This window comes from Ruegeria sp. BHSA163, from assembly GCF_059613365.1.
Window position 1 is genome coordinate 156,331 of the sequence record NZ_JBXWSJ010000001.1, and the last position, 11,820, is coordinate 168,150.

At 53.0% G+C, this 11,820-nt stretch carries 12 protein-coding genes; 7 read left to right on the forward strand and 5 right to left on the reverse strand.

Annotated features, from left to right (window positions below):
• Positions 1-8: 8 nt before the first annotated feature.
• The 3 genes from AC2FNV_RS00755 to ychF form a co-directional block, all read right to left on the reverse strand.
• On the reverse strand, positions 9-1,712 hold the full coding sequence (locus AC2FNV_RS00755; protein WP_170604621.1) for an NAD(P)H-dependent oxidoreductase subunit E: 1,704 nt from the start codon (positions 1,710-1,712) through the stop codon (positions 9-11).
• Between the two features lie 85 nt (positions 1,713-1,797).
• Positions 1,798-2,679 carry a LysR family transcriptional regulator gene (locus tag AC2FNV_RS00760; RefSeq protein WP_170610405.1) on the reverse strand — a complete coding sequence of 294 codons (882 nt, stop codon included), beginning with the start codon at positions 2,677-2,679 and terminating at the stop codon, positions 1,798-1,800.
• Between the two features lie 67 nt (positions 2,680-2,746).
• The gene (ychF, locus tag AC2FNV_RS00765) at positions 2,747-3,844 is read right to left on the reverse strand and encodes a redox-regulated ATPase YchF (RefSeq protein WP_170604617.1); all 1,098 of its coding nucleotides are present in this window, start codon (positions 3,842-3,844) and stop codon (positions 2,747-2,749) included.
• A 351-nt stretch (positions 3,845-4,195) separates the two neighbouring features.
• On the opposite strand from ychF, the gene trpA reads away from it, so the two are divergent.
• The 7 genes from trpA to AC2FNV_RS00800 all read left to right on the forward strand — a co-directional run bounded on the left by trpA (position 4,196) and on the right by AC2FNV_RS00800 (position 10,029).
• Positions 4,196-4,987, forward strand: a complete 792-nt coding sequence (trpA, locus tag AC2FNV_RS00770; protein WP_170604615.1) for a tryptophan synthase subunit alpha — start codon at positions 4,196-4,198, stop codon at positions 4,985-4,987.
• A 159-nt stretch (positions 4,988-5,146) separates the two neighbouring features.
• Positions 5,147-6,313 carry an alpha-hydroxy acid oxidase gene (locus tag AC2FNV_RS00775; RefSeq protein WP_170604613.1) on the forward strand — a complete coding sequence of 389 codons (1,167 nt, stop codon included), beginning with the start codon at positions 5,147-5,149 and terminating at the stop codon, positions 6,311-6,313.
• 59 nt (positions 6,314-6,372) lie between these two features.
• Positions 6,373-6,777 (forward strand): GFA family protein, encoded by a 405-nt coding sequence (locus AC2FNV_RS00780; protein WP_170604610.1) that lies wholly within the window; start codon positions 6,373-6,375, stop codon positions 6,775-6,777.
• 145 nt (positions 6,778-6,922) lie between these two features.
• Entirely contained in the window at positions 6,923-7,582 is a 660-nt protein-coding gene (locus AC2FNV_RS00785) for a 50S ribosomal protein L25/general stress protein Ctc (RefSeq protein ID WP_170473820.1), read from the forward strand.
• Positions 7,583-7,720: 138 nt separating this feature from the next.
• Positions 7,721-8,404, forward strand: a complete 684-nt coding sequence (gene pth / locus AC2FNV_RS00790; RefSeq protein WP_170604874.1) for an aminoacyl-tRNA hydrolase — start codon at positions 7,721-7,723, stop codon at positions 8,402-8,404.
• Positions 8,405-8,481: 77 nt separating this feature from the next.
• Positions 8,482-9,645, forward strand: a complete 1,164-nt coding sequence (locus AC2FNV_RS00795) for a serine hydrolase domain-containing protein (protein ID WP_496772140.1) — start codon at positions 8,482-8,484, stop codon at positions 9,643-9,645.
• 9 nt (positions 9,646-9,654) lie between these two features.
• The gene (locus AC2FNV_RS00800; protein WP_170604606.1) at positions 9,655-10,029 is read left to right on the forward strand and encodes a DUF2237 family protein; all 375 of its coding nucleotides are present in this window, start codon (positions 9,655-9,657) and stop codon (positions 10,027-10,029) included.
• Positions 10,030-10,136: 107 nt separating this feature from the next.
• On the opposite strand, the gene trpB is transcribed toward AC2FNV_RS00800, so the two are convergent.
• Positions 10,137-11,384 (reverse strand): tryptophan synthase subunit beta, encoded by a 1,248-nt coding sequence (gene trpB / locus AC2FNV_RS00805; RefSeq protein ID WP_170473832.1) that lies wholly within the window; start codon positions 11,382-11,384, stop codon positions 10,137-10,139.
• 67 nt (positions 11,385-11,451) lie between these two features.
• Positions 11,452-11,787, reverse strand: a complete 336-nt coding sequence (locus tag AC2FNV_RS00810) for a hypothetical protein (protein WP_170604605.1) — start codon at positions 11,785-11,787, stop codon at positions 11,452-11,454.
• Between the last annotated feature and the right edge of the window lie 33 nt (positions 11,788-11,820).

The window sequence follows — 11,820 nt, forward strand, 5'->3', positions numbered from 1 at the left end:
AGTCTCCCTCAGATTTCGTCAGCGAAATGTTTTATGACCAAACGGATCGGGTTCGGCGCCGCCTGCCCCAGACCGCAGATTGACGCATCGCCCATGACCTGACAAAGGTCCTCAAGCAGATCAGTGTCCCAAGTTTCTGCCTGCATCAGTTTCACAGCCTTTTCACATCCCGCGCGGCACGGAGTGCACTGGCCACAGCTTTCATCCTCGAAAAAGCGAAGCATGTTCAAAGCTGCATCGCGGGCGGCATCTTGATTAGAAAGAACTACAACAGCAGCGGACCCGATAAAGGTACCGAGTGGCTGCAGGGTGTCAAAGTCGAGCGGGACGTCGTCTATGCTTGAGGGGAGAAGACCTGACGACGGCCCGCCCGGTTGATACGCCTTGAAAACATGACCCTCGGCCATGCCGCCGGCGGCATCAATCACATCAAGAATGGTCGATCCTGCGGGCAACAGGTACACGCCCGATTTTGCCACGCGGCCTGAAACCGAATAGCTGCGCAGGCCCTTACGACCATTCTTTTCAACTGAGTTTAGAATCTGCGGCCCCTCGCGGCAGATCTTTGACACCCAATAGAGTGTCTCGACATTGTGCACCAAGGTCGGGCGGTTAAAGACTCCGACCTGAGCAACAAACGGAGGGCGGTGTCGAGGCATTCCGCGCTTTCCCTCGATTGATTCGATCATTGCGGATTCTTCACCGCAGATATAGGCACCTGCGCCTCGGCGAAGGTCAATGTAACCCTTGGCTACGACCCCGGCCTCTTCCAGTGCAGCAATTTCCCGGCGTAGGATTTCGAGCACCGCCGGATATTCGTCGCGCATATAAATAAAGCAGGTCTCGGCTTCCACCGCCCAAGCAGCGATCAACATGCCTTCGAGGAAGACGTGCGGTGTACGCTCCAAATAGTAGCGGTCCTTAAACGTACCGGGTTCGCCCTCATCACCATTCACGGCCAGATAGCGCGGGCCTTCGTTCATTCGAACAAAGCCCCACTTTTTACCCGACGGGAAGCCTGCACCGCCCAATCCGCGCAGCCCCGAGGAAAGGATGTCTTCTTGAACTTTCTCCCAGTCACCACCCTCGCGCAGCTCTTCTAGCTTGGTGTAGCCGCCATTATCGGCATATGAGGCGTAAGTTTCGTATTCGGGAAGATGAGCATGAGTATCATCGGCTGCGATCGCCGCCAGAACTTTTTCAGGGGTCGCGTGATCGATGTGATTGTGACCTATTTCCAGTACCGGGGCGGTGTCACAACGACCCATGCAGGGCGCACGCACCACACGAGCCTGAGCCGGATCCAGCCCGTCTTCCAATGCTTGCTGCAACTGTTGTGCTCCAGCCAATTCACAGGATAAGGAATCACAAACTCGAATCGTGAGGGCTGGTGGAGGTGTTTCATCCTCTCTGATTACGTCGAAGTGGGCGTAAAAGGTGGCCGTCTCATATATCTCGGCCTGACCAATCCGCATCTCAACTGCCAAAGCTGCGATGTGGTCGGCACTAATGTGACCGTGTTTATCTTGAATTAGATGCAGAAACTCGATCAGCAAGTCGCGCCGACGCGGGCGATCGCCCAGCAAGCCAGCAATATCGGCCTGGGCCTCATCTGTGAATTGGCGGCCTTTGGGCGTATGCCGCCCTTTGCCTTTACCTGACTTCCAGACGCCCTTTGGTGCGCCTGATGGCTTGGTGTCTAATGGTGCCATGGTACCCTCCGATTGAGGTGTCGTGTCTCATCAGAATAACATATCGTCAAATCGCTAATTGCAATCGCACGATAACGACAGATTATCACCGAAAAGACGTCACGACCGCCCGCAATGCCTCGACAGTCGGAAGCTCTGGATCCCGCGTCAGGGTCGCCAGACAAATCGGCTTACTAACAACGGGATCTACAAGTGGCAGCACACGGGTACCCTCGAGCTCGCCCAGCGCACGTACCAAAATCCGAGGAACAACTGTGGCGGCCAAACCTTCGCGTGCCATGACCATAGACGCAGTGAAGCCGCTAGTCTCGGCGACAATATCCGGATGCAACCCCTGCTCAGTAAAAATACGGTCCAGAATACGACGATTTTGCATTTGAGGTTCGAGCAGACTTATGGGGAACTCCGACACACGCGCCCAAGATATAGGTCCGGTTTCGTCAGTCATATGTTCTGGGACCAACAGTACATACGTCTCTTCATACAGGGGTTCGACCCGGCGAAGATCGGTACCGATACTGTCACCGTAAGTTACCCCTGCGTCCAGGCTACCCTCGTCCAGGCGATGCTGAATAGCGGTGGCCGACATCGTTTCGATACGTGTGATAATTCGTGGATGCGCCTGCCTGAGACGCTTTGTAAGGCGACCGGTAAAGGCTATCGCAGTGGGAATCACACCCAAAATCAGGGTTCCGGTGATTTCCCCCCTTGTCGCCAAAACCTGTTGTTCCAATGCCTTGGTGTCGTCAAGGATGCGCCGCGCGCGCTGCACGATCATCTCACCTTCTTCGGTCAGACCCTGAAACCGGTTTGCGCGCCTTACAATCGAAACGCCAAGCCGGTCTTCTAGGTTACGAATACGCATGGAAAACGCAGGTTGAGAAATCCCGCATTCTTCGGCGGCTTTGGCAAAATGGCGATGCCGCGCCAAGGCGCTGAGCAACTGAAGGTCACGGATTTCGATCACTTTAAGCCTCGGTGCTGCAGATGCGACAGGATAACTCGCTCATCCCGCAGGAAAAGACCCAAAGTCGTCACGTATTGAACAGAAAGTGCATCACATCGCCATCTTTGACGATGTATCCTTTGCCTTCGGCCCGCATCTTGCCCGCTTCCTTGGCGCCTTGCTCGCCATTTGCCGCAATGTAATCGCTATAAGAAATGGTTTCAGCGCGAATAAAACCCTTTTCAAAGTCGCCGTGGATAACTCCTGCCGCCTGCGGTGCAGCGGTACCGGTTCGGATTGTCCAGGCCCGGGCCTCCTTGGGACCCACAGTGAAATAGGTTTCCAGTTTCAGCAGATCATATCCAGCGCGGATCAATCGGTCGAGGCCTGGCTCCTCAAGCCCCATTTCCTCTAGGAACATCTGAGCTTCGTCAGGTTCCAGAAGACTGATTTCTTCTTCGATCTTGGCGCTGATGATGACGTGGGCGTTGCCCTGTGCCGCGGCCATTTCGGCCACGCGAGCCGAGTATTCGTTGCCTTCGGCAGCTTCTTCCTCGGATACGTTACAAACGTATAGAACCGGTTTTGTCGTCAAAAGCTGTAGTGTTTTCCAAGCTTTGGCATCCTCCTCAGACACTTCGACTAATCGAGCCGGTTTACCGCTTTCCAATATCTCTTGCGCAGCAGCAAGAAGGCGATCTTGTTGCTTAGCTTCTTTGTCGTTGCCTTTAAGCTTACGCACCAGATTGGCCCGACGTTTCTCAATACTTTCAAGATCAGCCAGCATCAATTCTGTTTCGATCGTATCGGCATCGGCCACGGGGTCCACGCGTCCATCCACGTGGGTCACATCCCCGTCTTCGAAACATCGTAGAACGTGTGCAATGGCGTCTGTTTCTCGAATGTTGGCAAGAAACTGGTTTCCCAACCCCTCACCTTTGGATGCACCTTTAACCAGCCCCGCAATGTCGACGAATGTCATTCGGGTGGGAATAATCTGCTTCGAGCTGGCAATCGCCGCCAGTTTGTCCAGCCTGTCATCTGGCACCGCCACATCACCGACATTGGGTTCGATAGTACAGAACGGGAAATTCGCCGCTTGCGCAGCAGCGGTTTTTGTCAGCGCATTGAACAGGGTCGATTTGCCGACATTAGGCAAGCCTACTATTCCCATTTTAAAACCCATGACGGTCTCCTGATGCCATTCGAGCGAAGCTTCTATGCAGGTCGAGGGGAATGCGCAAGTTAATGGTCGCACGAGTTATCAGAGAACGACCTCGCAATCCTTTAATTCTACGATGTGTTTATTTGCTGCGTTGCTAGTAAACTAAATGAAGGACTAGGCAATCCCGTCGGAATTCCTGCCCGCGACGATTGAAGGTTCAAATCCCTCGTTAGCGTCCAACAATCTTAGTAAAGATTTTACTCGTAACTGCTTTTATGCTTATGCGCGTTCTAGTGTTGGCGACATAACCGGGATTGATTTTCAGGCAAAGTTTTTGCACATCAGATCGAAACCTTTACACAAGGACCGAAAATGACCCGTATCGACGCTAAATTTGCAGCTCTGAAAGATCAGGGGAAAAAGGCTTTCGTCGCCTATGTCATGGCCGGAGACCCGGACTATGACACCTCACTCGAGGTGATAAAAGGTCTACCCGGTGCGGGTGTTGATGTAATCGAATTGGGACTACCCTTTACCGATCCAATGGCAGACGGCCCTACTATTCAGGCCGCTGGGCAGCGGGCTTTGGATGGTGGCATGACCCTGCAACGTACGTTGGACCTGGCGGGGGCGTTTCGTGAAACCGACGATACCACTCCGATTGTTTTGATGGGATACTACAACCCGATCTACAACAGGGGCGTCGATAAATTTCTAATTGATGCCAAGGCGGCTGGGATCGACGGGCTGATCGTTGTCGACCTTCCACCAGAAGAAGACGAGGAACTGTGTTTGCCTGCGCAAACAGCTGGTCTGAATTTTATCCGCCTTGCGACGCCAACTACGGACGACGCCAGATTGCCGAGAGTTCTTCAGAACACGTCAGGCTTTGTTTACTATGTTTCGATCACTGGAATTACAGGCGCTGCAGAGGCTCAGGCCACTGACGTTGGCCCGGAAGTATCTCGTATCAAATCCGCCACCGACCTACCGGTTATTGTTGGTTTTGGCATTAATACCCCTGAAAAATCTCGGGCCATTGCATCGGTTGCTGATGGCGCAGTTGTGGGATCGGCGATAGTCAGCCAGATAGGCGCAGGCAAACCAGTGCACGATGTCTTAGACTTTGTGAAAACACTTGCGGACGGGGCTCATTCCACCTGATCCTTTAAAATACCAATTAACAGCCTTGAACGCCGCAATAGACAAACGTCCGTTGCGGCGTTTTCATATCGAACGTGGCAACGGACCGCATTTTGTATCGTTGCCCCAAGTTCGGAAAATTGGTAAGAAATCCTAACCAATCATGCGAAGGGCTGCGCCATGCCTACCATTACAAATATTGAAGACCTTAAGCGGATTTATGAACGCCGCGTGCCGCGTATGTTTTTCGACTATACAGAAAGCGGCAGCTGGACCGAGCAGACATTTCGCGAAAATACGTCGGATTTCGAGAAAATCCGCCTTCGTCAACGGGTTGCAGTGGATATGTCAGGACGCTCGACCGCATCCCAGATGATTGGACAAGATGTTTCAATGCCTGTGGCACTGGCCCCCGTAGGATTGACCGGGATGCAACACGCCGACGGGGAAATCAAGGCGGCCAAAGCTGCCGAGGCGTTCGGCATACCTTTTACGTTGTCTACAATGTCGATTAACTCGATCGAAGACGTAGCCGAAGCGACCACCAAACCTTTTTGGTTCCAACTATATACGATGAAGGACGAAGATTATGTCAGCCGCCTGATCCAACGCGCGAAGGATGCCAAATGCTCGGCGCTGGTCATAACGTTGGACTTGCAGATTCTTGGGCAGCGTCACAAAGACATAAAGAACGGTTTGTCCGCGCCGCCAAAGCTAACGCCCAGGACAATTGCCAATCTCATGACGAAATGGGCCTGGGGCATCGAAATGTTAGGAGCCAAAAGGCGCGAGTTCGGCAATATCGTTGGTCACGTCGACACCATCACCGACACGTCTTCGCTGGGAACTTGGACAGCCGAGCAATTCGACCCCAGTCTCGACTGGAACAAAGTTGAAAAGTTGATGGAGCAATGGGGTGGCAAGGTAATACTCAAAGGAATTCTGGATGCCGACGATGCCAGAATGGCCGCAAAGTTAGGGGCCGATGCTATCGTGGTTTCCAACCACGGAGGGCGTCAGTTGGATGGCGCACTTAGCTCGATCCGGGTGTTGCCCGAAATAATGGAAGCAGTCGGCGGAGAAATAGAGGTGCATTTGGATAGCGGTATCCGCTCGGGTCAGGACGTGTTGAAAGCATTGGCGCTGGGCGCCACGGGCACCTTTATTGGTCGGGCCTTTATCTATGGGTTAGGTGCGATGGGTCAGCAGGGCGTGTCAACCGCGTTAGAGGTCATTCATAAAGAGCTGGACACAACAATGGCCCTGTGCGGTGAGCGGAATGTTAAAAACTTAGGACCGCACAATCTGCTGGTTCCCGAAGATTTTGGAGGCCGCTGGCAGGGCTGATCATGTCACAAGAGGATTGATCCTGGTACCAGAACTGCAGTTCAGCGCGGGAGAGTAGAATGCCATCCAAATATTCCATCGGTTGCGACTGCGGTAAGACACAATTGACTTTGTCGGGTGAACCAAGGGTGCGAGGACACTGTCATTGCAACGCCTGTCGGATACTTCTCAACACCCCTTACCACTCCGTCACAGCATGGAACCCCGAGCAGATCTCAGTCGATCAAGGCGAAGATTCAATCTCGGAATTCCAACATCCAACCCTGTCTATGAAAAAGATCTTTTGCCGGGATTGCGGTGAAGTTCTGTACAATACAAATGGTCTAGGTTGGAAAGTGGTGTCCCAGCACCTGATCGCCAAGCGCAACGGCGGAGTTCTTCCAGAGGAACTCAGTTCTATCAGCCACTTTCACTATGCTAACCGTGTAGTAGACGTGGACGACGAATTGCCCAAGCGGGAATAGTTTGCGCCCAATTCAATCAACAAATAGCAGAAACGATTGAAGACCCAAAAAGGTGCTTTTCAATTCGACAGATTCGGTCTATGGACGCGGCTTCACGCGGGTATACAGCCTTGGAGGATGCCCGCCCTAACATTGGAGATTTATCATGGCTGGTGAGATTCCTGATCTCGAAGCTCTGGAACGGACGGGGACAGGCAAGGGCGCCGCTCGTCAGGCACGCCGCGACGGCATGGTTCCGGGCATTGTTTTTGGTGGCGACAAAGATCCGCTGCCGATCCAAATTCCGTTCAATGAACTGCTCAAGCGTCTGAAAGCTGGCCGGTTCAAGTCGACACTGTGGAACCTGAAGGTGGAAGGCCACGAAGACGTACGTGTCATCTGCCGCGACGTGCAGCGCGACGTGGTCAAAGACCTTCCTACCCATTTGGATCTGATGCGTCTGCGCCGGACAACCAAAATCGCGTTGTTCATTCCCGTTGAATTCATCAATGAGGACGCGGCTCCCGGCATCAAGAAGGGTGGCGTTTTGACCGTTGTCCGCCCGGAAGTTGAACTGTTGTGCACCGCAGGTGAAATTCCCGAGAAGATTACAGTTGATCTGACCGGCATGGAGATCAACGATGTTGCGACCATTTCCTCAGTCGACCTGCCCGGTGGTACAAAACCCACAATCGACCGTGATTTTGTGATCGCGAACGTGTCGGCGCCAACAGGCTTGTCGACCAGCGAAGACGAGGAAGGCGAAGAAGAAGAAGTGGCCGCGGACGAAGTTGAAGTCGTTGGCCAGGAAGAAGCTGAAGAATAAACCGAACTAACGTTTTTCGGACTTTTTGACGGGGCTCCAACGGGGCCCCGTTTTCTTTTGGTGCACTTGGGCTGGAAAACGGATGCCGATCCGTGCCATCAACCGATTGCGCATGTCGCACAGCACGAGGACGAGGCCATGAAACTGTTTGTCGGGTTGGGAAACCCCGGATCAAAATACGCCCGAAACCGACACAACATCGGCTTTATGGCCGTGGACCGGATCGCTGCGGATCACGGATTCAGCCCATGGAAATCCAAGTTTCAGGCTGAGATTGCCGAAGGACGTTTGAGTGATGAGAGAGTGCTGCTGATTAAACCGCAGACCTTCATGAATCGCTCTGGTAAAGCCGTGGGTGAAACGATGCGGTTTTACAAACTTGACTCGACCGATGTGACAGTTTTTCACGACGAACTGGACCTCGCACCGGGTAAGGTTCGGGTGAAGGCAGGTGGCGGGCACGCGGGCCACAACGGATTGCGATCGATCCACGAACATATAAGTCCAGCCTATGATCGGGTGCGCTTGGGCATCGGCCATCCTGGTCGGAAAGAACTAGTCTCACCCTACGTCCTTAGCGATTTCGCCAAAGCGGATAGCGAATGGTTGGAGGAGGTGTTGCGTGGCGTCTCAGATGGGGCTGCTTATTTAGCCAAGGATGAAGGTGGCAAATTCATGAATGCAGTTGCCCTGCGCTCCGCTCCGCCACGTTCATCCAAAAAAACGGAGCCCGCCGCTTCCGAAAGGGCCCCTGCCAAAAGCCCTGAACCTGCGACCGACGATCGTTCACTCATGCAAAAATTATTGGATAAATTCCGGTAAATGAACAGAATTGATCGATTCCGGAATACGAAACACATCAACTCTTGTTCCTATTTTGAGCGACAGAAAGGAAACACATGAGAATTGCGCTTAGATGGTTGTTGCGTATCGTGTTGACGGTGGCCTTGGCCGCACTGATTGTAGGCCTTTGGAAACGCGAAGAAATCCAACGACTTTTGGCCGTGAACTCTCTGTTTTCCGAAGAGAAAATTGTTCATAATTTTTCGCACATGAACGAAGCATTTCTTACTGTGAACCTGCCAAGAGGGACCGGCCCGACGCATGAGCTGCCTTACGGACCCAGTTTCGAATTACCAGAAGGAACTGATAATTGGGTCGAGGATCGTGCGGTTACCTCTTTAGTCGTGATGCAGAACGGGCAGATCCGTTTTGAAGAATATTACCTTGAAACCGGCCCGGATGACCGCCGGATATCTTGGTCGGTCGCCAAAAGTTATTTATCCGCTTTGCTCGGTATCCTCTTGGCCGAAGGCTCGATCGACTCTCTGGATGATTTGGTCGTTAAGTATTCGCCCAAACTTAAGGGAACGGCCTACGATGGCGCCACGATCCGCAATGTCCTGAACATGGCCAGCGGCGTCACATTCGACGAAGATTATTTGAACTATAACTCAGACATCAACCGGATGGGACGCGTGGTGGCGTTGGGCCAAGAGTTGGACGACTTTGCAGCATCTTTGCAGGACAGTTTTATCGCACCGGGAGAGACCTGGCAGTACGTGTCAATTGATACACACGTGATCGGCATGGTCGTTCGAGGGGCATCCGGACGCAGCGTGACGGAGTTGCTTACGGAACGAATAATCGAGCCACTAGGCCTGGAATATGACGGGTACTACATTACAGACGGAGCGGGCGTTGCCTTTGTTCTGGGTGGCCTCAACTTTACCACGCGCGATTTTGCCCGCTTTGGCCAGATGATCCTGCAAAACGGATTTTGGAATGGGAAACAACTGGTTCCGGAAAATTGGATTGCCGAGTCAACTTGGCCCAGCGCACCGACTGAGCCCGGGAAAATAGGATATGGATATCAGTGGTGGATCCCCAAAAACGCCCATGAAGGTGAATTTTTAGCGCGGGGTATCTACGGTCAGTACATCTATTTCGACCAACCTCGCGGAGTGCTGATCGTCACGACAGGGGCGGATCGCAAGTTCCGCGATCCGGGTATCAACGACCAGAACATAGAAATGTTCCGCAAGATTGCGCAAACACTGTAAGATACCCTTATGCAGAAACAGGATAGCATTAATGTTTTGGGCAATGTTCTGGCTCCATGTTCACGCGATCCATTAACCGGTTTCTTTCGCGACGGTGCCTGCAACACTTGCCCCGAGGATCAGGGAAGCCACACAGTCTGCGCAGTGATGACGGCCGAGTTTTTGGCCTTTTCAAAATACGTCGGCAATGACTTGAGCACACCGAGGCCAGAGTTTGATTTTCCCGGCCTGAAACCTGGTGATAATTGGTGTCTGTGCGCTGGCCGCTTTCTGCAGGCCCATGACGAAGGCTGTGCGCCCAAAGTAAACTTGGAGGCCACGCATCAACGTGCGCTAGAAGTTGTCTCGTTGGATATCCTGACCTTGCATCGGGCCGAGAATTAAATTCCATCGGTACGCGGTGGTAACTGACGGGGCCCAACAAGTAAGGCTGAGTCGTCGAAGCCTGTTAGCCAGACTTCGAATTATTACCTCTGCCTTTTCTTTCAGATTTAATCCGCCGTGCGTCCCTCGGTATCTGACATGTCAAAGTTCAGATATTTCGCAACGGTTTGAACATCCTTGTCGCCCCGCCCGCACATGTTCATACAAATCAGGTGATCTTTGGGTAGATCGGGCGCAATTTTCATCACGTGGGCCAGTGCATGGCAGGGTTCAAGCGCGGGAATGATACCTTCCGTCGAGCAGCAAAGCTGGAATGCGTCCAGCGCCTCTTTGTCCGTAATTGAAACGTATTGCGCGCGCCCAACGTCATGTAGCCAGGAGTGCTCAGGGCCAATTCCCGGGTAATCCAAGCCGGCGGAAATCGAGTAACCCTCAAGAATTTGTCCATCCTCGTCCTGCAATAGGTATGTCCGGTTACCGTGCAGCACGCCGGGGCGCCCGCCTGTCAGCGAGGCGCAATGCTCCATCTTTTCGTTTACGCCTTTACCACCCGCTTCCACGCCGATGATTTCCACCGACTTGTCATCCAAGAACGGATAAAAAAGCCCCATTGCGTTCGACCCACCGCCGATGGCGGCGATGATTGTATCCGGCAGACGACCCTCGGCCTTTTGCATCTGTTCTTTGGCTTCCTTGCCAATTATTGACTGGAAATCTCGCACCATCGCCGGATAAGGATGTGGGCCTGCAACTGTTCCAATGCAATAAAAGGTGTCACGTACATTGGTCACCCAATCGCGGAGCGCGTCGTTCATAGCGTCCTTAAGCGTCCCTCGACCACTGGTTACTGGAATCACCTCGGCACCAAGCAGGCGCATACGGAATACGTTTGGAGCCTGTCGTTGGACATCATGCGCACCCATATAAACCACGCATTTCAGGCCGAATTTGGCACATACAGTTGCCGTTGCTACGCCGTGCTGCCCTGCCCCCGTTTCGGCAATGATCCGTGTCTTGCCCATGCGACGGGCTAGAATAATTTGGCCGAGCACATTGTTGATCTTATGCGCACCAGTGTGGTTCAGCTCGTCACGTTTCAGATAAATCTTGGCGCCACCTAAATGCTCGGTCAAACGTTCCGCGAAATACAGCGGAGACGGGCGACCAACGTAGTTGGCCCACAGATCATCCATCTCGGCCCAGAAGGAAGGATCATCCTTCGCCTTTTCGTATTCCTCTTCCAGCGACAGGATAAGCGGCATCAGCGTTTCACTGACGAAACGACCACCGAAAATGCCAAAGCGTCCCCGCTCATCCGGTCCGGACATGAAGGAATTGAATAAATCATTGGCCATGGATGTCTCCCTCGTCGTACCCGTCGTTAATAGGTGGTGGCGGCAAGATTTGCCATCGCAAAACGCATCAATTTGACGCCCCGCTATGCTCTTTCCACATCAGCAACGCCTGCTGCTGGGTGGGCACTGCGATGCAGGGAAAGTTGTGAAACCCGTGTGAGATTGCCAACCGTTCCGACACAGCAAGAACGCGACGGTGCGGACCGGATTGTGCGAAAGTCAACATCGCCTCAATATCATGCCAGACACTAAACGAAAAATAGAGACCGCCATGTGAAAAGACAGATGCGTGCAGGCACAGCGGATCGCCTTTCGCTTGATCTAAGGCCTGCCTCGCTCTCCAAAAAAATTCAGGCGCGTTATACCATTTTCTTAAGGTAAGCCCGCCAATCGCTGCCAGCATGTTGCATTCCAATTCAAACGAATGTCCTTAGGA

Coding starts and splice junctions, on each gene's coding strand:
- trpB (WP_170473832.1), bottom strand. CDS start 11,384: ATGGCCAATGATTTATTCAATTCCTTCATGTCCGGACCGGATGAGCGG.
- AC2FNV_RS00810 (WP_170604605.1), bottom strand. CDS start 11,787: ATGCTGGCAGCGATTGGCGGGCTTACCTTAAGAAAATGGTATAACGCG.
- AC2FNV_RS00785 (WP_170473820.1), top strand. CDS start 6,923: ATGGCTGGTGAGATTCCTGATCTCGAAGCTCTGGAACGGACGGGGACA.
- AC2FNV_RS00775 (WP_170604613.1), top strand. CDS start 5,147: ATGCCTACCATTACAAATATTGAAGACCTTAAGCGGATTTATGAACGC.
- ychF (WP_170604617.1), bottom strand. CDS start 3,844: ATGGGTTTTAAAATGGGAATAGTAGGCTTGCCTAATGTCGGCAAATCG.
- pth (WP_170604874.1), top strand. CDS start 7,721: ATGAAACTGTTTGTCGGGTTGGGAAACCCCGGATCAAAATACGCCCGA.
- trpA (WP_170604615.1), top strand. CDS start 4,196: ATGACCCGTATCGACGCTAAATTTGCAGCTCTGAAAGATCAGGGGAAA.
- AC2FNV_RS00795 (WP_496772140.1), top strand. CDS start 8,482: ATGAGAATTGCGCTTAGATGGTTGTTGCGTATCGTGTTGACGGTGGCC.
- AC2FNV_RS00780 (WP_170604610.1), top strand. CDS start 6,373: ATGCCATCCAAATATTCCATCGGTTGCGACTGCGGTAAGACACAATTG.
- AC2FNV_RS00800 (WP_170604606.1), top strand. CDS start 9,655: ATGCAGAAACAGGATAGCATTAATGTTTTGGGCAATGTTCTGGCTCCA.
- AC2FNV_RS00755 (WP_170604621.1), bottom strand. CDS start 1,712: ATGGCACCATTAGACACCAAGCCATCAGGCGCACCAAAGGGCGTCTGG.